17 protein-coding genes are annotated in these 21,970 nt (G+C 63.6%); 4 read left to right on the plus strand and 13 right to left on the minus strand.

Going from position 1 to position 21,970, the window contains the following annotated elements:
• The coding region (locus E8A46_RS24770; protein ID WP_291566838.1) for an acetyl-CoA acetyltransferase at positions 1-1,482 on the plus strand (1,482 nt) is incomplete at its 5' end.
• 81 nt (positions 1,483-1,563) lie between these two features.
• Here E8A46_RS24770 and E8A46_RS24775 read toward each other — a convergent pair.
• From E8A46_RS24775 to ltnD, 7 genes are all read right to left on the minus strand, one after another.
• Positions 1,564-2,757: an efflux RND transporter periplasmic adaptor subunit gene (locus tag E8A46_RS24775; RefSeq protein ID WP_291566841.1), complete on the minus strand. Its 1,194-nt coding sequence runs from the start codon at positions 2,755-2,757 to the stop codon at positions 1,564-1,566.
• Positions 2,747-5,932 (minus strand): efflux RND transporter permease subunit, encoded by a 3,186-nt coding sequence (locus E8A46_RS24780; protein WP_291566843.1) that lies wholly within the window; start codon positions 5,930-5,932, stop codon positions 2,747-2,749. The genes E8A46_RS24775 and E8A46_RS24780 overlap by 11 nt, the downstream gene beginning before the upstream one ends.
• Before the next feature lie 308 nt (positions 5,933-6,240).
• Positions 6,241-7,944, minus strand: coding sequence for a cache domain-containing protein (locus E8A46_RS24785; RefSeq protein ID WP_291566845.1), 1,704 nt, complete (start codon positions 7,942-7,944; stop codon positions 6,241-6,243).
• Between the two features lie 263 nt (positions 7,945-8,207).
• Positions 8,208-9,899: a methyl-accepting chemotaxis protein gene (locus E8A46_RS24790; protein WP_291566847.1), complete on the minus strand. Its 1,692-nt coding sequence runs from the start codon at positions 9,897-9,899 to the stop codon at positions 8,208-8,210.
• 114 nt (positions 9,900-10,013) lie between these two features.
• On the minus strand, positions 10,014-11,291 hold the full coding sequence (gene otnK / locus E8A46_RS24795) for a 3-oxo-tetronate kinase (RefSeq protein ID WP_291566849.1): 1,278 nt from the start codon (positions 11,289-11,291) through the stop codon (positions 10,014-10,016).
• Positions 11,288-12,070, minus strand: coding sequence for a 2-oxo-tetronate isomerase (gene otnI, locus E8A46_RS24800; RefSeq protein WP_291566851.1), 783 nt, complete (start codon positions 12,068-12,070; stop codon positions 11,288-11,290). Before otnI ends, otnK begins: the two co-directional genes overlap by 4 nt.
• Positions 12,071-12,095: 25 nt before the next feature.
• The gene (gene ltnD / locus E8A46_RS24805) at positions 12,096-13,016 is read right to left on the minus strand and encodes an L-threonate dehydrogenase (protein ID WP_291566853.1); all 921 of its coding nucleotides are present in this window, start codon (positions 13,014-13,016) and stop codon (positions 12,096-12,098) included.
• Positions 13,017-13,136: 120 nt separating this feature from the next.
• Here ltnD and E8A46_RS24810 point away from each other — a divergent pair, with 120 nt between their 5' ends.
• On the plus strand, positions 13,137-13,796 hold the full coding sequence (locus E8A46_RS24810) for an aldolase (RefSeq protein ID WP_291566855.1): 660 nt from the start codon (positions 13,137-13,139) through the stop codon (positions 13,794-13,796).
• Between the two features lie 126 nt (positions 13,797-13,922).
• On the opposite strand, the gene E8A46_RS24815 is transcribed toward E8A46_RS24810, so the two are convergent.
• The 6 genes from E8A46_RS24815 to E8A46_RS24840 all read right to left on the minus strand — a co-directional run bounded on the left by E8A46_RS24815 (position 13,923) and on the right by E8A46_RS24840 (position 19,501).
• Positions 13,923-14,627 (minus strand): ABC transporter ATP-binding protein, encoded by a 705-nt coding sequence (locus tag E8A46_RS24815; RefSeq protein WP_291566857.1) that lies wholly within the window; start codon positions 14,625-14,627, stop codon positions 13,923-13,925.
• A complete protein-coding gene (locus E8A46_RS24820; protein ID WP_291566859.1) occupies positions 14,611-15,342 on the minus strand; it encodes an ABC transporter ATP-binding protein in 732 nt (243 codons plus the stop codon). The genes E8A46_RS24815 and E8A46_RS24820 overlap by 17 nt, the downstream gene beginning before the upstream one ends.
• Complete coding sequence (locus tag E8A46_RS24825; protein ID WP_291566861.1) at positions 15,339-16,319, minus strand: branched-chain amino acid ABC transporter permease; 981 nt, start codon at positions 16,317-16,319, stop codon at positions 15,339-15,341. The genes E8A46_RS24820 and E8A46_RS24825 overlap by 4 nt, the downstream gene beginning before the upstream one ends.
• A complete protein-coding gene (locus tag E8A46_RS24830) occupies positions 16,319-17,197 on the minus strand; it encodes a branched-chain amino acid ABC transporter permease (protein ID WP_291566863.1) in 879 nt (292 codons plus the stop codon). Before E8A46_RS24830 ends, E8A46_RS24825 begins: the two co-directional genes overlap by 1 nt.
• Positions 17,198-17,372: 175 nt before the next feature.
• Positions 17,373-18,617 (minus strand): ABC transporter substrate-binding protein, encoded by a 1,245-nt coding sequence (locus tag E8A46_RS24835; RefSeq protein WP_291566865.1) that lies wholly within the window; start codon positions 18,615-18,617, stop codon positions 17,373-17,375.
• Positions 18,618-18,700: 83 nt separating this feature from the next.
• Positions 18,701-19,501, minus strand: a complete 801-nt coding sequence (locus E8A46_RS24840; RefSeq protein WP_291567135.1) for a putative hydro-lyase — start codon at positions 19,499-19,501, stop codon at positions 18,701-18,703.
• 161 nt (positions 19,502-19,662) lie between these two features.
• On the opposite strand from E8A46_RS24840, the gene E8A46_RS24845 reads away from it, so the two are divergent.
• Both E8A46_RS24845 and E8A46_RS24850 read left to right on the plus strand, forming a co-directional pair.
• Positions 19,663-20,580 carry a LysR family transcriptional regulator gene (locus E8A46_RS24845; protein ID WP_291566867.1) on the plus strand — a complete coding sequence of 306 codons (918 nt, stop codon included), beginning with the start codon at positions 19,663-19,665 and terminating at the stop codon, positions 20,578-20,580.
• Between the two features lie 40 nt (positions 20,581-20,620).
• Positions 20,621-21,871, plus strand: coding sequence for a Zn-dependent hydrolase (locus E8A46_RS24850; RefSeq protein WP_291566869.1), 1,251 nt, complete (start codon positions 20,621-20,623; stop codon positions 21,869-21,871).
• Positions 21,872-21,970: the final 99 nt, after the last annotated feature.

Genomic DNA, 21,970 nt, shown 5'->3' on the forward strand with positions numbered 1-21,970 from the left:
CCCGTCATTGTCGGCGTCGGCGAAATCGTCGATCGACCGAAGGAAATTACCGAGGGCCTGGAGCCCCTCAGCCTGCTGGTCGAGGCGCTCCAGCGCGCGGAAGCAGACAGCGGCGCGCGGTTGCTGAACCGAATCGAATCGCTCGACATCGTCAATTTCCTGAGCTGGCGCTACCGCGAGCCCGAGCAGCAGCTCGCCAGGCGCCTCGGTATCCAGCCGAAGCACGCCTACTATGGCCCGGTCGGCGGCGAGAGCCCGATCCGCTATCTGCACGAAGCGGCGCAGCGCATCGCGCGCGGCGAATGCAGCGTGGCCGCGGTCTGCGGCGCCGAGGCGCAGAGCACCGCGACCAAGGCCGAGCGCGCCGGCCTCAGCCTGCCGTGGACGCCGTTCGCGCTGGATGTCGCCGAGCCCAAACGCGGCGCCGCGTTCCAGAAGCCGATCGCGGTCAAGCTCGGCGTGTTCAGACCGGTGAGCGTCTATCCGTTTTACGAGGCGGCGACGGCGGCGCATTGGGGTCAGACGCCGCGCGAGGCGATGGCGGAATCGGGCGCGCTGTGGTCGGCCTATTCCCTAGCTGCTTCCGAAAATCCCAACGCCTGGCTGAAGCGGTATTTTGCGCCGCAGGAGATCACGACGCCGACGGCCGACAACCGGCTGATCGCATGGCCCTACACCAAACTGATGGTGGCCAATCCCATGGTCAATATGGGCGGCGCCGTCCTGATGACGAGCCTGGCGAAGGCGCGCGCCGCCGGCATCCCCGAGGACCGTCTCGTTCACATCTGCGGCGGCGCAGCGGCGGAAGAGCCGCGCGACTATCTCGAACGCGATGTGTTTTTCGAAAGTCATGCGCAGAACGCCGTGCTCAGGGCGGCGATGGAGCTGGCCGGCGGCGACGGCAAGGCATTCGACGCGATCGAGCTCTACAGCTGCTTTCCCTGCGTGCCGAAAATGGCGCGGCGAACGCTCGGCCTCGGGCCCGACGTGCAGCCGACCGTGACGGGAGGTCTTACGTTTTTCGGCGCGCCGCTCAACACCTACATGACGCACGCGGCCTGCGCGATGGTGCGGAAGCTGCGCCATGGCGCCACGCTCGGCCTGCTCTACGGCCAGGGCGGCTTCGTCACCAAGCATCATGCGCTGGTGCTGTCGCGGCAGGCGCCGCAAGGGCCGCTTGCCCGGGAGACCAGCGTGCAGAGCGAGGCCGATCGCCATCGCGGCCACGTGCCGGATTTTGTCACCGAGGCCGGCGGCAAGGGTTCGGTCGAGAGTTTTACCGCGATCTATGGTCGCAATAATGAGATCGACCACGGCGTGGTGATGCTGCGGACGACAGCCAATGCGCGCGCGCTGGCGCGGGTGCCGGCGGGCGATCGCCGGACGCTGGCGCATCTTCTCGACATGGACCGGACCCCGGTGGGATCATCCGGCGAGATCGTCACGGCGGACGACGGAATTCTGGAGTGGCAAGCGGGGTGACGTCGGCGGTGCAGCGTACTCCCGGCGATGCGAAGCACCGTCCGGCTACGCAGCGCAGCCGTCCGCGGCACCTCGCAGGCCCTACCCCTTTTCGCCCTGCTTGGCTGAAACCGTTGCCGGCCGGCCCTTGGTGCTGACGACACGGACCTGATCGCCGTCGACGATGCCGTCGGGCGGCGAGTTGATGATGCGGTCCTCCAGCGAAATACCGCCGGAGAGTTCGATATCGCGCCCGAGATCGCGCGCAATCGTCACGGGCTTGAACAGGATTCGGTTGTCGGCCGTCACCGTCGCAACACGCAGGCCCTTTTGGTCGAACACGAGCGCGCTGGCAGGAATGTGCAGGGGCACGCCGTCGCGCTGCAGGTTCAGCCGCACATTGGCAAAGCCGCCCGGCATCAGCTCGCCGGCGCTGTTGTCGAGCCCAAGCTGCATCTGCGTCGTGCCGGAATTGACATCAACCGCCTGCGAGGAAGCCTCGACCGTCGCATCAAAGGTTCGGGTTGGATATTCCGGAACGGAAATCACGGCCTTGGCGCCGACCTTGACCGCGGGCACGTAACTTTGGGGAACGTTGACGTAGACACGAAGCTTCTTGATATCGGAGACCACGAACATCGGGGGACCGCTGCCGCCGCCTGCATTGATCAGGGCGCCGACGTCCGTGGTGCGCGCGGTGACGATGCCGTCGAACGGCACAGTGATTTTCTTGTAACCGGACAGCGCCTCGAGCCGTTCGACATTGGCCTGGCTGGAATTGACCGCGGCGTTCTTGTTGGAGAGGTCGGCGGTACGCTCGTCGATCTCCTGCATCGAGACGAAATTCGAGGCGATCAGCGTTCTGCGCCGCGCCAGCGTCACTTCGGACAATTTCGCGCTGGCCTGCTGGTTGGCGAGATCGGCGCGCGCCTGCAGCAGCTGCTGATCGAGGTCCGGCGCATCGATTTCGGCAATCACGTCCCCGGCCTTGACCCGCGCGCCGATGTCGGCGCTCCAGTTTTTCAGATAGCCGTTGACGCGCGCAAAGATCGGCGCGCGGTTATAGGCCTCGAGCCGGCCCGGCAGGTCGAGCGTCGCCGTCAGCACGCCGGGATCGGCATAAATCAGCGCGACCGACGGTATCGCCTGGTCGTCGGTCCATTCGCGCAGCTGGACGCTGGAGTCTTCCCGGGCGCGGATGCCGCTGACCACCAGCGTCAGCGCGGCAATGAGGGCCGCAATACCGAAGATGCCCAACTTCCGGCGAGAGACCGGGGCACGAGATTCAGTGGGCATTCTGTGTCTCCGACAAGACGGCGCCGTTGGCGTCTTTTTTCCTGTGCATCATACTAAAAACCACCGGAACAAACATCAAGGTGGCGATCGTCGAGAAGGTCAGGCCGCCGATCACCGCCCGACCGAGCGGCGCGTTGGCCTCGCCGCCCTCGCCAAGGCCAAGCGACATTGGCAGCATACCGATAATCATGGCGAGCGCGGTCATCAACACCGGCCGGATTCGCACAAAACCGGCTTCGATGGCGGCGGCGATCGGGTCGCCCAGTTCGTCATAACGCTCGCGGGCGAAGCTGATCACCAGCACGCTGTTGGCGGTGGCGACGCCCATGCACATGATCGCCCCCGTCAACGCCGGAACCGACATCGTGGTGTGGGTCGTGAACAGCATCCATACGATCCCGGCCAGCGCCGCGGGCAGCGCCGTGATGATCACGAACGGGTCGGACCAGGACTGGAAGTTCACGACAATCAGGAAATAGACGAGGACGATCGCTCCCAACAGACCGAACAAAAGCCCGGAAAACGAACTGCTCATGGTCTGCACCTGACCGGAAAGTACGACCGTGGAGCCCTTCGGCACCTCTTTCGCCGTATCCGCGATGACCTTGCGGACGTCGGCTGCGATGCCGCCGAGATCGCGCCCCTGCGGGGCGGCGAAAATCTGCACCATCGGCTGGATGTCATATTGCGAAACCACCGCGCTCGACGTCGTCCGCGAGATATTGGCGATACCGCCGAGAATCGGCGCCGACATCGGTACGCTGGAGGTGATCGGCAGCGTTTCCAGCGCGCTGAGGGAATCGATCTGGTATTGCGGCGTCTGCATCACCACCGAGTAGTTCACGCCGTTTTCAGGATTAAGGTAGTAGGTCGGCGCGACTTGCCCGCTGCCCGACAGGTTGACGGTGAGGCTGTTGACGACGTCGCGCTCGGTCAGGCCGACATATTGCGCCCGCGTCCGGTCCACATCGATGTTGAAGGTCGGGTTGCTGGGCGATTGCTGGATGCGCGCGTCCGCGACGCCTGGAATTCGGCGAACGAGATTCAACAACCTGCTGGCGTAGGTGTAGTTCGCGTTCAAATTGTTGCCCCGGATCTGCAAGTCGATCGGCGCCGGGGCGCCGAAGTTCAGGATCTGGTTGACGATATCGGCCGGAAGAAAAGCAAAAGTCATTCCAGGGAAGAGGCGCGGGAGCTGCTCGCGCAATGCCTTCACGTAGTTTTCCGTCGGAGGATGGTCCTCCTTCAGCTTGATCTGGATATCGCCATCCTGCGGTCCGATCACGCCAGTATTGTTATACGTCATGTTGATGCCAGAGATCGGCATGCCTATGTTATCGGCCATCGTCTCGATCTGATCCGGCGGGATAATCTTGCGGATCGCCTTCTGGATGTCGGCAAACTGATTGGCGCTTTCCTCCAGGCGGGTGCCGATCTGGGTGCGCACATGCATCAGGATCTGGCCGGCATCGACCGAGGGGAAGAAATTCTGCCCGAGATACGGCACCATCAGGAATGAGGCTGCGACGAAGCCGAGAAAACCGATCACAAAAGTCGGGCGGTGACGCAGCGCAAGCGTCAACAGGTCGCGGTAGCCGCTACGAAAGCGCTCGAATCCGGCCTCGAAGCCACGTTGAAACCAGACCAGCGGATTGCGCGAGCGCGGCAGCGGCGCGCCTTCCTCATGGTGCCGATGCGGCTGCAACAGATACATCGCCATCGTCGGCACCAGCGTTCGCGACAGGATAAACGACCAGATCATCGCGAAGATCACCGCTTCCGCCATCGGCACGAACAGGAAGCGCGGAATGCCTTGCAGGAAGAACATCGGCACGAACACGATGCAGATGCAGAGCAGCGACACGAAGGCCGGCACCACGATCTGCTGCGCACCGTCCAGGATCGCCGGGCGGACGTCCTTGCCCTGCTCCAGATGCCAGTTGATGTTCTCGATCGTCACCGTGGCTTCGTCGACGAGAATACCAACCGCCAGCGCCAGCCCGCCGAGCGTCATGATGTTGAGGGTTTCGCCGAACGCCGCCAGCATAATGATGGAGCCGAACACGGCCAGCGGAATCGACGTCGCGATGATGATGGTCGAACGCCAGCTACCCAGGAACAGGAGAATCATCACGCTGGTGAGCAGGGCCGCGATCACGCCTTCGCGCACCACGCCGGCGATGGAGGCCGCGACGAACACCCCCTGGTCGCCGACAAAACCCACCTTCAGGGTCTCCGGAAGCGAGTCCTTGATGTCGACGACCTTCTTCTTGATGCCGGCGATGATGTCGAGCGTCGAAATGTAACCCGACTTCAGCACCATCATCAGGACGGAACGATTGCCGTTGACATGCACGATGTTGGTTTGCGGCGGATTGCCGTCGCGCACGGTGGCGACGTCCCGGATATAGACCGTGGCGCCATTGACAACCTTGATCGGGAGATCGCCGAGTTCGTTGACCTTCAGCGGCGAGTTGTTGACCTGAATGACGTATTCGAAGCCGCCGATCTTCGAGGTGCCCGCCGGTTGGATCAGGTTCTGTGCCGCAAGCGCGTTGGCGACGTCCTGACCCGAAAGCCCCAGCGACTGCAACGCCGCCGGATTGACGTCGATCTGGATCTGACGCTGCTTGCCGCCATAGGGATACGGGATCGCCGCGCCGGGCACGGTGACCAATGGCGTGCGCAGCTGATTGATGGCGATATCGGCAAGAATCTGCTCGGTGAGGCCTTCTCCCGACAGCGCCAGCTGGATGATCGGAACGGTAGAGGCGCTGTAGTTGAGAATCAGCGGCGGCGTCGCCCCGGGCGGCATCTGCTTGATGATCGTCTGCGAGACCGCGGTGACCTGCGCGTTGGCGGTGCGGATGTCGGCGTTCGGCTGAAAGAATATCTTGACGATGCCGATGCCGTTATAGGAATTCGCGGTGATGTGCTCGATATCGTTGACGGTCGTCGTCAGGATTCGCTGGTACTGGGTAATGATGCGGCCGGCCATCTGATCCGGCGGCAGCCCGGTGTATTGCCAGACCACCCCGATCACCGGGATGCGAATATCCGGAAAGATGTCGGTCGGCGTTCGCAGCGCGGCGAGCGGGCCGATGATCAGGAGAAGCAGCGCTAGCACGACGAATGTGTACGGCCGGCTCAGGGCAATACGGACCAGTGCAGTCATGGAGCGGGCATTCCTGAATCAATCTCGCGGAAAAAGAGGGATTGCTCGCGCCGATTTACCCGAATTATGGCCAAATGGCCAACGCCACAGGCCGCAGCCCTCTTCACTTCCGCGATACCAGACCGCGATGCCTTCCTGGCAGCCACTTGGAGCCCAAATATCGGGCTGTTTGATTATGCGGCGCGCTGTCCTGAGGTTGCTGACGAGCATTTCCGCGGCCTCGGTTAAATTGAATTTAATCAGCGTGCCGTTCCGATCGTTCGGGCGAGATGGCCATTCAGGGTCGCGCCGAGTCCGCTTGCGCGCCCTCAAGCCGCCCTGATCGAGCCGAGGAACTTGCCGACTTCGAGCTTGAGGCGGTTGCTCTCGCCGGCCAGCGACTGCGCCGCCGACAGCACCTGCGACGAAGCCGAGCCAGTCTCGCCGGCGCCGTGCTGCACGTCGGAGATGTGGGATGAGACCTGCTGGGTGCCCAGAGCGGCCTGCTGCACGTTGCGGGAAATCTCCTGGGTCGCTGCACCCTGTTCCTCCACCGCAGCCGCGATGGTCGATGAAATCTCCGACAGCTTTTCGATGGTGCCGCTGATCTCCCTGATCGCACCGACCGACTCGTGGGTCGCAGCCTGGATGCCGCTGATCTGCTGGCCGATCTCGCCGGTGGCCTTCGCGGTCTGCTCGGCCAGTGCCTTCACCTCCGATGCCACCACCGCGAAACCGCGGCCGGCCTCGCCGGCCCGTGCCGCCTCGATGGTCGCGTTGAGCGCCAGCAGATTGGTCTGTCCGGCGATGGTGTTGATCAGTTCGACCACGTCGCCGATCCGGGCTGCCGCCTTCGACAACTCGCCGACGCGATCGTTGGTCTGGCGCGCCTGGTCGACCGCCTCGTTGGCCATCCGGGCCGATTCCTGCACCTGCCGGCTGATCTCGTTGACGGATGAAGCCATCTCCTCGGTCGCCGACGCCACCGACTGCACATTGGTGGAGGCTTCCTCGGACGCTGCTGCAACCATGGTCGCGAGTTCCTCGCCGCGCTCTGCGGTCGAGCTGAGCGTTGCGGCGGAGGCCTCAAGTTCGGTCGAGGCAGAAGACACCGTCTCGATGATCTCGCCGACCGCGCCCTCAAAATCGTCGGCCAACTTATGCATATCCGCCTTGCGCCGCGCCACGGCGCGGGTCTCCGCTTCCTTCTGCTCTGCCTCCAGGCCGAGGCGTGCGGCTGCGTCACTCTTGAAGACTTCGACGGCCTCAGCCATCTCGCCAACCTCGTCGCGCCGGCCGATGCCAGGCACTTCGACATCGAGCTTGCCGCCGGCGAGGTCCTTCATCGCACCCGTCATGCGCCGCAGCGACCCGGTAATGCCGCGAGCGACCAGCATCGACACCGCGAGCGTCAACAGCAGGATCAGCCCGGCCGCGATCAGGGATTGCTGGGCAGAGGCCCATGCCTGCGCGTCCAGGTCATCGACATAGATGCCGGTCATGATGGTCCAGCCCCAGGGCGCAAACCCGACGATATAGGAGAGCTTCGGCTGCGGCTTGTCGGATCCCGCCCTCGGCCAGACGTAGTCGATAAATCCGCTGCCCTTCAGCTTCACCAAGTCTGTCATCTCGACCGCGAACAGCTTGCCCGCCGGGTCCTTCACATCCCTCATGTCCTGGCCGACAAGCTTCGCCGAGGTCGGATGCATCAGAACGCGGGGCAGCATGTCCTGAATGACGAAATATTCGTTGTTGCCATATCGGAGCATCGCGACCCGTGCCAGCGCCTGCTTCTGCGCGTCGGCGACGGCAACATCGCCTTTCTGCGCCAGCGCATGCTCTTCCTTGACAATACCGAGGGCTAGTTCACCAAGATGCTGAAGCTCGATCTGTTTCTGCTGTTTGAGGCTCTGAGCCAGCTCACGCGAGTCGAGAATGGCAACTCCCAGCAGCCCCAGGAAGCCGAGACCGATGAGGGCATAGATCTTTCGGCCGATGGTCATTCGGAGCTGAAATGGCATTGCAAACGACATCCTCAATCTCCGCAATCTGACGGTTGTTCAGCCGAATTCTCAGCGGAATCGTAGCCCGTGCGGATTCATATTGCGTTAATTGTTCGCTCCGTAGATTTACGGGTTAAACAACCCCCGAATGAGGGGCCTGAGGCCATCATGGCGCGGGCCAGCCCCAACCCGGACGCGCCAACAGCCATAAAGCGCGACCTTGCCGACGGTCTCCAGGTCCCGCTCGGGCTTCGCGGAGAGTGCGTCAACCCGAGCGCCGGCGGCTGCTTGCTTCAAGCCGCTCTGACCGAGCTGAGGAACTTGCTGACCTCGAGCTTGAGGCGGTTGGAGTCGCCGGACAGCGACTGCGCCGCCGAGAGAACCTGCGAGGAGGCCGAGCCGGTCTCGTTGGCGCCGCGCTGAACGTCGGTAATGTTGGACGAGACCTGCAGGGTGCCCTGGGCGGCCTGCTGGACGTTGCGGGAAATCTCCTGGGTCGCCGCGCCCTGCTCTTCCACCGCGGCAGCGATGGCCGAGGAAATCTCGGACAGCTTTTCGATGGTGCCGCTGATTCCCTTGATGGCGCTCACCGACTCCTGCGTCGCCGCCTGAATGCCGCTGATCTGCTGGCCGATCTCGCCGGTCGCCTTCGCGGTCTGCTCGGCCAGCGCCTTCACTTCCGATGCCACGACCGCAAAGCCGCGGCCGGCTTCGCCGGCGCGCGCCGCCTCGATGGTGGCGTTGAGCGCCAGCAAATTGGTCTGCCCGGCGATGGTGTTGATCAGTTCGACCACATCGCCGATACGGGCCGCCGCCTTCGACAACTCGCTGACGCGGTCGTTGGTTCTGCGCGCCTCACTGACGGCCCCGCCGGCCATCCGCGCCGATTCCTGGACCTGGCGGCTGATCTCGTTGACGGATGACGCCATTTCTTCCGTGGCCGAGGCCACCGACTGCACGTTGGCGGAAGCTTCCTCCGAAGCCGCCGCGACCACCGTGGTCAATTCCCTTGAACGCTCGGCGGTGGCCGTCAGCGTGCCGGCGGAGGACTCAAGCTGCGCCGAGGCAGAAGATACGGTATCGACGATCTCGCCGATCATGGCTTCGAATTCGCGCGTGATGTTGTCCACCCGGCGGCCGCGCTCGATCTTGGCTTCCGCCTCACGCGCCGCAGCCTCATCGGCGGCTTTCTTGGCAATCAGGGCTTCCTTGAACACCTGCAGCGAGTCCGCCATCGAGCCGATCTCGGTTTTCTCGCCCTGATGCGGAACCTCCGCGGCGAGTTCCCCACGGCCCAACGCCTGCATCGGCGCCACGATCGAGGCGATGCCGCGCGAGACATCGCGAACCAGATAAACGCCGACCGCAATTCCGACGATGGTGGCGATACCGGTTATGACGATAACCACCCAGAAGGCGAAGGCGTAGTTGTCGGCGGCGTCCCTGCCAGCCTTGTCGGCGCCGGCGTTGTTGAGTTCGATGCTCTTTTTCAGGACGTCGTCCGCCTCGATCCCGATCTTGTTCACCGTCTTGGAATTCAATTCATGCGCCTCGTGGGGAGCCTTGCCGACGCTCTTGCGCGACAACGCCATGACCTCTTCGGTGCCCTTCTTGTAGCGTTCCCACAGCTTGACCCAATCGTTGTAAAGCGCACGTTCTTCCGGCGAGGTGATCATCCGCTCATAGCTCTGGCGGACCTTGGCGTTGGCCTCAATGACCCCGGCCAGAACCTTTTCCGTCGCTTCCTTTTCCTCGGCCGTCTCCGACAGCATGTGCTCCCGGATCACGTTGCGATAGGTGATGACGCCGGCGCGCAGATCGCCGAGCACGCGGACACTCGGCAGCCAGTTTGTGGTGATGTCCAAGGTGCTGGCGTCGATCGCCCGCATATTCCGTACTGCCAGCAGCCCCATGCCCGTCATTGCAACCAGCAGGAAGGCGACGACGGCGGTAATCTTGGCGCGGATGGAGAGGTTGGCGAGCATGGTCTGAATCTCTTCTCAAGCGGAATCAAAGCCCGAACGGGCCACACCTTTTCTAATTCAATTTTTCGTAATAATGCGTAAAGACGGCGGCAGATTGAGGTGGCCGGGAGCTCGTCAGCGCATCAGCTTGAGCGCGTCGGAGAAGAACTCCGGACCGCCGAAATTGCCCGATTTTAGGGCAAGCAGCATCTCGCCATTCTTCGCGCCGACCGCGCGCAACACCGGCACCCCTGCGGCGATTTCCGCGCCGACCAGAAAGCCCGGAATTCCCAGGCGATCCACCACCGCACCCGAGGTCTCGCCGCCCGCGACCACCAGTCGCCGCACGCCCCATTGCACCAGGCCTTCGGCGGTCTCGGCCATCGCCTGCTCGATGGCGTGCCCGGCCGCATCGCGGCCATGGCGTGCCTGCAGGGCCGCGACCTGATCCGGCGTCGAACTGGAGGCGATCAGAATCGGGCCTTCCTTGAGCCTCTCTTTGGCCCAGGCCAGCGCACGTTGTGCTTCGCCGCTGCCGCTGACCACCCGGTCGGGATCGAGATGCAGCACCGGCATGACCTGTTCGGCGCTTGCAATCTGCTGCAGGGTTGCCTGCGAACAGCTCCCGGCAAGGCAGGCCGCCGGCCCGCCGACCGGGGCGCCCGAAACTGCGTTCGAGCCGCCGGGTTTTACTCGACCCGAGGCGACCAGCGCGCGGGCGAGACCAAGCCCGAACCCGGACGCGCCGACCGACAACCGATGGTCCAGCGCGACTTCTCCGATCGTCTCCAGATCGCGTTCGAACACGGCGTCCGCAATCGCGGCGCCGAAGCCTTTGCCGGACAGCTCGGCCAGACGCGCGCGGACGGCAGGGCTCCCGCGCGCGATCGCGGCGAGATCGACCAGACCGATCCTGGTCTTGCTCTGGCGCGCCAGCACCCGCACCAGATTCGAATCATGCATCGGATTGAGCGGGTGATCCTTCAGAGGGCTTTCGTTCAGCGGCACTGAACCTACGAACAGATTGCCCTGGTAGACGGTGCGGCCGGTTTCGGGGAATGCCGGCGTCACCAGCACGACTGTCTCGCCGCAATCGGCGCGCAACGCGTCCATCACGGGACCGATATTGCCGGCGTCGGTGGAATCGAAGGTCGAGCAGATCTTGAACAGCACATGATCAGCGCCGTGCCCGCGCAGCCATTTGTCCGCGGCACGCGAGCGCGCCACCGCCAGACTTGACTCGATCGAGCGGCTTTTCAGCGATACCACCACGGCATCGACCTCAGGCAGCGTGAGTTGATCGGCGGGAACGCCGATCGTCTGCACCGTGCGCAGGCCGCAGCGCGTCAGCGTGTTGGCGAGATCGGAGGCGCCGGTGTAGTCGTCGGCGATGCAGCCCAGCGCCAGCGTCACGGTTCTGCTCCGGCATAGGGCTTGAACCAGCCAAGGCCATCGGTGGTCTCGCCCCGCGGGTTATATTCGCAGCCGACGAAGCCGCCATAGCCGAGCCGGTCGAGCTCGGCAAAGACAAACGGATAATTCAACTCCTCGCCGTCGGGCTCGTGACGCGAGGGAATGCTGGCGATCTGGATGTGGCCGATGATCGGCATCATCTCGCGCAGCCGCATGGTGACGTCGCCGTGGATGATCTGGCAATGATAGATGTCGAACTGCAGCTTCAGGTTCGGAATTTTCAATTCTTCGATCAGATCGCGCGCGAACAGGAAATCGTTGAGAAAATACCCGGGCACGTTGCGCGGATTGATCGGCTCGATCACAACATCGAGGCCGTGCGGCGCAAAAAACTCGGTCGCCCATGCCACCGATTTGTAGAATGCCTCGACCGCCTTTCGATCGCTTCGATTCGCCATTCCCGCCATCAGGTGGACACGCTTGACGCCGGTCGCCTGCGCATAAGGCAGCGCGGTGCGCAGGCTTTGCTGCAGGTCGGCGAAACGGTCAGGCAGCGCCGCAAAACCCTTTTCGCCGGCGTCCCAATTGCCGGGCGGCAGGTTGAACAGCGCCTGCGTCAGGCCGTTGGCGCGCAGCCGCTTGCCGATCTCCTCGGCCGGATGCGCGTAGGGAAACAGAAACTCGACCGCGGTGAAGCCCGCCTTCGCCGCTGCCTCAAAACGGTCGAGGAAGGGGACCTCATTGAACATCATGGTGAGATTGGCGGCGAAACGGGGCATCGGCTGTCCTCTTTTTCGTTTATGGCTATTTCGGCTCGCCGGGCAGATGCGTGCCGGTGACGCGGGCATACATCCGCGCGACTGAAGCATCGTCATCGCGCCCCATGCCGGAGGCTGCCGTCATCAGAAACATCTGAAGTGCTGCGGCGGCCACCGGCACCGGAAATTTTGCCGTGCGCGCCATGTCCTGGATGATGCCGAGGTCCTTTACAAAAATTTCCACCGCGCTGCGCGGGGTGTAATCACCATCGAGCACGTGCGGCACGCGGTTCTCGAACATCCAGGAATTACCGGCCGACGCCGTGATCACTTCATAGACTTTCCGGATATCGAGCCCCTGCTTGGCGGCAAAGGTGATGGCCTCGGAGGCGGCCGCGATATGCACGCCCGCGAGCAGCTGGTTGATCATCTTGAACGCGGCACCCTGGCCCGCGGCATCGCCGAGTTCATAGAGTTTTGCCGCCATCGCATCGAGCGCCGGCCGCGCTTTGGCGAACGCGGCGGCGCTGCCGGAGGCGAGGACGGTTAGTTCGCCCTGCGCCGCGCGCTGCGCGCCGCCGGAGATCGGCGCGTCGAGATAATGCCGGCCGGTGGCCTCCAATTGTTTGGCGAGCCGCCGCGCCACATCAGGGTCCATGGTCGCCGACGAGACGAACACCGCGTCCTTTGGCAGCGTTTCGGCAACCCCATCCTTGCCGAACAGAATGGTCTCGGTCTGGGCGGCGTTGACGACCACGCTGACGACGATGTCGGCGCCCTTTGCGGCCTCCGCCGGCGTCCTGGCGCCCGCGCCGCCGTCGGAGATGAACCGCTTCACCGCATCGGCCGAGACGTCGCAGCCGGTGACGGCAAATCCGGCACGCCGCAGCGAGGTCGCCATGCCAAAGCCCATCGAGCCCAGCCCAATGACGGCGACGTGCGGTTTTGGCGATGCGGATTGAGACATGCGGCGTTTCCCTAAGAGAGTTCCTCACAAGCCGGGATTTAAACGGCGGCTTTGGCTCTTGGGTAACACGGCTTGGCCGCGCTGCCAAAGCGTGAGACAAGGCGGAAGAAGGATACCGCCATGAGCGAAACAAAGAACCGCGAGGAAATCTGCCGCCTGGCCCGTTCCTTGTTCGAGCGCGGGCTGACGCCGGGTTCCTCGGGCAACATTTCCGCAAAGCTCGACGATGGCGGCTGGCTGGTCACGCCGACCAATGCCTCGCTCGGTTTCCTCGATCCGGCGCGGCTGTCTCGGCTGGATGCCGGCGGCCGGCTCGTGTCCGGTGATGCCCCGACCAAGGAAGTGCCGCTGCATTCCGCGCTGTACCAGACCCGCAACGCCGCCCGCGCGGTGGTGCATCTGCATTCGACCCATTCGGTGGCGCTCTCGATGCTGCCGGAGATCGACCCGCGCGCGGCGCTGCCGCCGATGACCGCCTACTATTTGATGAAATGCGGCGCGACCGCGCTGGTGCCGTATTATCGGCCGGGCGATCCCGATGTGGCCGACGCGATCAGGGGCCTGGCCGGCAAATATTCCTCCGTGTTGCTCGCCAATCACGGCCCGGTGGTCTCGGGCGACACGCTGGAAGCCGCGGTGTTCGCGATCGAGGAACTGGAAGAGACCGCAAAACTCTATCTGCTGCTGCGCGGGCTCAATCCGCGATACCTGACGCCGGCGCAGGTTGAGGATTTGGTGAAGGTGTTTGGGTTGGTGCTGCCGGAGCACGCGGACGATTGAGGGCGCCCATCCAAAGCCTCCTCCGTCATTGCGAGCGCAGCGAAGCAATCCACGGCCCACCACAGCAAGAAAGTATGGATTGCTTCGTCGCTTCGCTCCTCACAATGACGAACGTTGCTGCTGAAGCTACAGTCCCAGATACGCCTTGCGCACATCGGGATTGCCCTTGATCTCATCGGCGGTGCCCTGCATCTGCAAGCGCCCGGTCTGCAGGATGTAGGCGCGATCGGCGATATCAAGGCATTCGGCGATGCGCTGCTCGACGATCAGCACGGTCATGCCGGCGTCGCGGATGCGCTTGACCGCCTGAAATATCTCGTCGACGAGCTTCGGCATGATGCCCTGCGACGGCTCGTCGAGCATCAAGAGCCGCGGCCTTGTCATCAGCGCGCGCCCGATCGCCAGCATCTGCTGCTCGCCGCCGGACAACGTTTCGGCGCGCTGGTCGAGCCGCTCGGAGAGCCGCGGAAACAGCTCGAACACCAGCGCCAGCGGCTCCTCGCGATTGCTCTCTCGGCGGTAGAGGTAGCTACCGAGCCGCAAATTGTCGCGCACTGAAAGGCGCGGAAACAGCCGGCGGTTTTCCGGCACATAGGCGATGCCGCGCGCGGTCACCATGTGCTGCGCCATGCCGTCGATGCGGGTGCCGTCGAAGGTGACGGTGCCCGAACGCGGCCGCTCGGCGCCGGCGATGGATTTCAGCAGCGTCGACTTGCCGGCGCCATTGGCGCCCGCGACGCAGACGATCTCGCCCCTGGCGACCTCGATCGACACCGAAGAGATCGCCACCAGCCCCTGATAGGCGGTGGTGACTTCATGCACTGACAGCATGACGATCCCCAAGATAGGCACTGATGACTTTCGGATCCCGAACCACGTCGGCCGGCTTGCCCTCGACCAGCACCTTGCCGAGATCGAGCACGATGGCGCGATCGACCAGCGGCATCACGATCTCCATGACGTGCTCGACCATCAACACCGTCACTCCGGTGGCGCGCACCTTTCGCACCAGCTCGACGCCGGTCTGCGCCTCGATCGGCGTCAGCCCCGTGAGCACCTCATCGAGCAACAGCAGTTTCGGCTCGGTGGCGAGCGCACGGGCGACTTCGAGGCGACGTTTCTCCGACGGGATCAATTGGCTCGCCAGCACGTCGGCGCGGCCGGCAAGCCCGCAGAATTCAAGCACGTCGTGCGCCTTGCGGCGGGCCTCGCGCATGATGGTGGTGCGGATCAGTGCGCCGACGATGACGTTGTCGATCACCGTCATGGTCTCGAAGCTTTTGACGACCTGGAAGGTGCGCGCGATGCCGCGCTCGCAGCGCTGCGCCGCCGGCAGCGCGGTGACGTCCTCGCCGTCGAACAGGATCGACCCTTGCGTCGGTGGCAGCACGCCCGCAATCAGATTGAACAAGGTCGACTTGCCGGCGCCGTTGGGGCCGATCAGGCCGACGATCTCGCCGCGTCCGACCGAAATCGAGACGTCGCTGTTGGCGATCAGGCCGCCGAAACGCTGCCAGACGCCGCGTGTTTCCAGCAGCGCCGTCATCGGACCGCTTCCTTGCGCCGGCCCGAGAACAGCCCGACCAGGCCTTGCGGGCGCGCCAGCGAGATCAGCACGATCAGCGTGCCGTAGACGATCAGGTCGACGCCGCGGCCGGAGCCGCCGATAAAGGAGCGCGTGAGTTCGGTGAGCGGGATCAGGATGACGGCGCCCAGCACCGGCCCCCACAACGTACCGATGCCGCCAAGCACCGCGGGCAGCGCCATCAGCAGCGAAAACTGGAAGCCCATGACGCTTTCGGGATCGATGTAGGAGACGAACTGCGCGTAAAAACTGCCGCCGACCGCGGTGAGGAAGGCCGAAACCGCCGCGGCCCCCATCTTGGAATTGAACACGACGACGCCGAGGCTTTCGGCGGCGTCGGGATTGTCCTTCACGGCGCGCCACCAGTAGCCCCACTTGGAATCCTCCAGCCACCACGTCACGAGCCAGGCGACGCAGGCGAGCCCCAGCGCGAAATAGAAATAGGGCAGCTTGCTGCGCGTGAACTGAAACTTGAGCCAGCTATCGCCGCGCACGGGAATATCGATGCCGAGCGCGGCACCCGCCCAATCCCAGTTCTGGAACAGCAACAGCGCGGTCTCGGCGATGACGATGGTGGCGATGACGAAATAGTGCCCGCGCAGCCGGAAGCAGGGATAACCGAGCGCCATGGCGATGACGGCCGATATCAGGCCGCCGCCGATCATGCCGAACCACGGCAGCACGCCGAATTTGGTGAACAGAAGCGCTGTGGTGTAGGCGCCGAGCCCGAAATACAACGCATGGCCGAGCGAGATCTGCCCGCAATAGCCACTCAGGATATTCCAGCTCTGCGACAGCGCCGCATACATCAGCGTCAGCACCATAATGTTCTGGACATAGACGTCTTTCACGAACAGCGGCACCAGGGCCGCGATCGCCGCAAGACAGCCGGCGACGATCAAATCGCGGCGACGGCGCTGGGCAAAGCTCGTATCCATCAGATCGACCCGAACAGGCCGCGCGGCCGGACAAAGACCACCAGCAAATAGACCGCGTAGATGCCGACCGATTTCAGCGAGGGCGGCAGCATCAGGGCCGTCGTCGCCTCGACCAGGCCGACGATGATGCCGCCGGCAAAGGCGCCGAACACGCTGCCGAAGCCGCCGAGCGCCACCGTGACATAGGCGACCAGCGCGAACGACGCGCCGACATCGGGATAGATGTAGAAGAACATCGCCATGATGGCGCCGGCCAGGCCCACCAGCGCCGCGCCGAGGCCCCAGCCCAGCGCGAACACCCTGTTCTTGTCGATGCCGACCAGCGCCACCGCGCCGGCATCCTCGCGGGTCGCCTCAAGGGCGCGGCCGAAATCGGTGCGGTTGATGAAGAAATACAGCGCGCCGAACGCTGCAATCGACACCAGCGCGCCGAACAATTGCGGTACGGGGAGGAAGATGCCGCCGATCGAGATGGTCTTGCCGCCAAGCCATGAATGCGTGACGCTGCGATAATCGGGCGTGAAGAAGAATTGCGCCAGCCCGCGCATGACGATAGCCAACCCGAAGGTCGAAAAGATCTGCACCATCCCGGCATTGGCTTTCGCCCTGACCGCAAAGCGTACAACCAGGAGGTAAACCACCGCGCCGAATACGAACAGCGCGGCGGCGACCAGCGGCGCTGCCAGCAACGGATCGATCGCAAAGAACGCAAACAGGAAGAAGGTCGCGTACATCGCTATCATGAGGAATTCGCCGTGGGCGAAATTCACCACGTCCATCAGGCCGAAGATCAGCGCCAGTCCAACGGCGATCAGGCCGTAGAGCAGCCCCATCAACAGGCCGCTGGCGAGACTCTGGATGATGGTTTCGGCTGTCACGGACGCACCCCCGTCGTGATACGTCGTCCCTGCGAACGCAGGGACCCATAACCACCGGAATTGCAATTGGAAGAAGGACGAGAGACCACGATAAAACCGATACTCCTCGGCGTATGGGTCCCTGCGTTCGCAGGGACGACACCGTGCTTGGGGTGAGCCTCCAAAAGCTACCCCGTTACTTCATCGGCCAGACGGCTTCGGCGACGGCGGCTTGCGGCGGGAAGATGGTGACGAACTTGCCGCCGACATATTGCAGCAACACCGGATCGGCATCGTTGTTCTGGCCCATGTCGTCGAACTTCACGCGCTTCCACGGCATGATGGTCTGCGCGCCCGGAATGTCGGTGGCAACCAGCGCCTCGCGAATCTTGTCGCCGTCGACGGATTTGGCGCGATTGATGGCTTCTGACATCACGATCAGCGCCATGAACTGGCGCGAGGAGAAGTCGTTGAGGTCCTTGCCCGACTTTTCCTTGAACATGGCGTTGATGGTGCCGACCATCGGCCGCTTGGCGGCGAGATCGAGCGAGAAGCTGCCGCGCGAGATCACCGCTTCGAGCTTGTCGCCGACCGCGTCGTACAGGGCTTTTTCGGAGAAGCCGGCGTCCTGCGCGACGATGGCGTTGGGCTTGTAGCCGAGTTCGGCCATGGTCTTCACCAGCAAGATACCGTCGGTGGTGTAGCTCGAGGGCATCAGCACGTCGGCACTGGCGGCCTTGATCTGCTGCACTTCGGCCGACAACGACGGCGAATTGGCGCGGTATTTGATATCGGCGACCACCTTGTAGCCGCGCTCATTGGCCAGTTTGAGCTGCGCGTTGCCTGAGTCGGTGCCGAAAATCGTATCCTCGTGAAACAGCGCCAGGGTTTCGATCTTGGTGCCCTTCTTCTTCATGGCATCGAAGAAGTCGAACATCGCCGCCGAGAACATCTCGTCATGGGGCGCAGGGCGAAAATAGAATTTGAGGCCACGGCGGTGCAGGCTCGGCGATGAATTGTCGGCCGACATGAACGGAATCTGATAACGCTCGCAGATCTGGCTGACAGTGACCGCGACCGCGCTCTGATAGGTTCCGATGATGGCGCACACCTTTTCCTGGGTGATCAGGCGCTCGGCTTCTGCGCGGCCCTTCTGCGGATCGGCCTGGTGATCGGCGAACACCAGACGGACCTTGGCGCCGCCGAGACCCGGAAGTCCCTCGCCGCGCGCCAGCGGCAGATCGAAATCGTACTTCTTGTTGATGATCTCGGCGGCGGTCTCAAATGACTTCTGGGCATCGACACCGATCTGCGCGCTGGCCCCGGACAGCGGATAGATCACGCCGATCACCACATCGGATGTTTGCGCCCGCGCCGCCATCGGCAGCAGCGCCGCGCTCGCGGTAGCTCCAAGCAAAACGTTTCGGCGGGAGATGGTCATTGGAAAATCCTCATGTGTCGGCAGCTATCGATGAAACGGTTGAAGACAACCGTAAAGCCTCAAAGTACGGCAGTAGCTGCCCATTAGAGCACAGCAAGCTGCTTGTTGCGCAAGTCCGTCACCAGCATCAGGCCGGGAGCATGGGTGATCGCAAATGGCAGCCTGGCCGCCGCGATCACCGCCTGCGGCGTCACACCGCAGGCCCAGAACACCGGAATCTCGTCCGCCTCCACCGGTACGGCGTCGCCATAGTCGGGCTTTGCGATGTCCGCGATCCCGATCGAATGCGGAAGACCGAGATGAACCGGCGCGCCGTGCACCGACGGAAATCGCGAGGTGATCTGCACCGCGCGGATCGCCTGCGCCGGCTTGAACGGCCGCATCGACACCACCATGGGACCGGCGAACGGCCCCGACGCCTGGCAAGCGATATTGGTGCGGTACATCGGCACGCGCACGTTGCGCTCGATGTGCCGGATCGGCAGGTCATCATCCATCAAAGCTTCTTCGAATGAGAACGAGCAGCCGAGCACGAACGCGACCAAATCGTCGCGCCAATGCGCCATGATGTCGGTCGGCTCCTCCACCACCTCGCCGTCGCGCCAGACGCGGTAGCGCGGCAGGTCGGTGCGGATGTCGAGGTCGATCCCGAGCGAGGGAATGCGCGGGTCGCCCACGTCGGACATGCCAATAATGGGACATGGTTTCGGATTGAGCTGACAGAAGCGGTGAAACGAGGCTGCGAGCTTTTCCGGCAGGATCGCGAGATTGCCCTGGACGAAGCCGTTGGCGACGCCGGCGGTGCTCGCCGCCATCCCGGCGCGGCAGGCATGCCGGGCCGCCACGCTCGGCAGCAGGTCGGCGCCCGGCGACGGCTGAGCCATGCCGCGATCCAACGGCCATTCGGTTTTTGCCAGGCTGGTCATGTTCGGCTCCGCCTTAATTGGCTCGACAGCATATCGCGCATATGGCTACCATAATGTCTAATCTTGGTTTTTGATCAAGTTCGATAAATTTAATTTATCGAACTGGGAGCTTTGCGGGCATGGTTGATTTCAAGGCAATTGAGACCTTCATGTGGGTGGTGACCCTCGGCAGCTTCCGCGGCGCCGCCCAAAAGCTCAACACCACCCAGCCTGCGATTTCGCAGCGGATCGCCCAGCTCGAGCACGAGGTCGGTGTCAGGCTGTTGCAGCGCGACCGGCGCATGGTGCTCCCGACGCCGAGCGGAAGGCAAATGATGGTTTATGCCGAGAAGCTGATCGGCCTGCGCTCGGAAATGCTGGCGGCGGTCGGCGATCGTTCGGCGATGCGCGGCGTGCTGCGGCTCGGCGTGGCCGAGACCATCGTCCACACCTGGCTTTCGCAACTGATCAAGGGCGTCAACCACGCCTATCCGAATCTCTCGCTGGAAATCGAGGTCGACATCACCTCGAATTTGCGGACCCGGCTGCTGGCGCAGGAAATCGAACTCGCGTTCCTGCTCGGACCGTTGACGGCGCCGACCATCAGCAACCGGGCGTTGTGCGACTATCCGGTGGGCTTTCTCGCCAGCCCCTCGCTCGGACTGGGCAAGCGAAGACTGACGGTCCATGACCTCGCGAAGTTTCCGATCATTACCTTTCCGAGCAAGACGCAGCCTTACGAGATCGTGCGTTCGCTGTTCAACCGCCCCGACCTGCCGCCGATCCGGCTGCACGCCAGCGCCTCGCTGGCGACCGTCGTCCACATGGCGATCGAAGGCCTCGGCATCGCCGTGATTCCGACCGCGATCGTTGAAAACGAAATGGCCGACGGGCGGTTGCAATTGCTGTCGACTGATCTGCAAATGCCGCTGCTGACCTTCTCGGCAAGCTGGCTTGCCTCCCCCGACACCGTCGCGGTCGAGCGCGTCGCCGAACTCGCCGCCAAGCTGGCGCAGGGCAGCGCTGTTATTGACGCGCCGCTGCAGGCGCGGCATTGAAACTGACGGCTACGCTTCTCCTGGCTTCCGGAATGGCTCCATGACCAAAATTGCATCCAACCTGCAGATCGATTCCGCCCGGCTTTGGGATACGATCCACGAAACCGCGAAATTCGGCGCCACGGCAAAAGGCGGCGTGCGCCGGCTGACGCTCGGGCCGGAGGACAGGCTGGTCCGCGACTGGTTCCGCAACGCCTGCGAAGCCGCGGGCCTTGACGTGCATGTCGATGCGCTCGGCTCGATGTTCGGCTTGCGCAAGGGCCGCGACATGTCGAAGCCACCGGTCGGGCTCGGCTCGCATCTGGACACCCAGCCGACCGGCGGCAAGTTCGACGGCGTGCTCGGCACGCTGGCGGCACTCGAGGTCGTTCGCACCCTCAACGACGCCGGGATCGAGACCGAAATTCCGATCTGCATCGTCAACTGGACCAATGAGGAAGGCTCGCGCTTTGCGCCGGCGATGATGGCTTCCGCGGCCTATGTCGGCGATTTCACCACCGACGATATCCTGTCGCGCAAGGACGCCGAAGGCGTCACGGTCGCCGAGGCGCTCGACAGCATCGGCTACCGCGGCGAGAGCCCGGTCGGCCGGCAGAAATTTTCAAGCTTCGTCGAACTGCATATCGAACAGGGGCCGATTCTCGAAGCCGAGGGCAAGACCATCGGCGTGGTCGATTCCGGCCAGGGTGTGCTGTGGTATGACGGCAAGATCACCGGCTTCGAGAGTCACGCCGGTTCGACGCCGATGCCGCTGCGCCGCGACGCGCTGGCGACCTTGTCGGAGATCGTGCTGGCGATGGAGAGTATCGCCAAAAGGCACGGCCCGAACGCCGTCGGCACCGTCGGCGAGGCCGTGATCGCCAAGCCCTCGCGCAATGTCATTCCCGGCGAGATCGCGTTCACCGTCGATTGCCGCAGCGCCGACGCCGCGATCATGGACGCGCTCGACAGGGATTTGCGTGCCGCGATTGCCGAGATCGCGGCCCGGCGCAAGGTCGACGTTACCGTCGATCTGGTCTGGCGCAAGCCGCCGACGCATTTTGATCCGAAGCTGGTCGACGCGGTCGAGAATGCCGCGAGCACGCTCGGCTTTTCCCACCGCCGCATCACCTCCGGCGCCGGTCACGACGCCTGCAATCTGAACACGAAGATTCCGGCCGCGATGGTATTCGTCCCCTGCAAGGATGGCGTCAGCCACAACGAGCTCGAGGACGCCACCCAGGCCGACTGTACGGCGGGCGCCAACGTGCTGATGCACACCGTGCTGGCGCTCGCCGGCGTCGCTTCCTAGAGCATGATCCGGAAAAGTGGGGACCGGTTTTCCGAAAAGATCATGCTCAAACAAGAAATGAGCCGGGCACCAGCCCGGGTTTATCGTAGCCTACGGAGA

It is taken from the genome of Bradyrhizobium sp. (assembly GCF_004799445.1).
Lineage (GTDB): Bacteria > Pseudomonadota > Alphaproteobacteria > Rhizobiales > Xanthobacteraceae > Bradyrhizobium.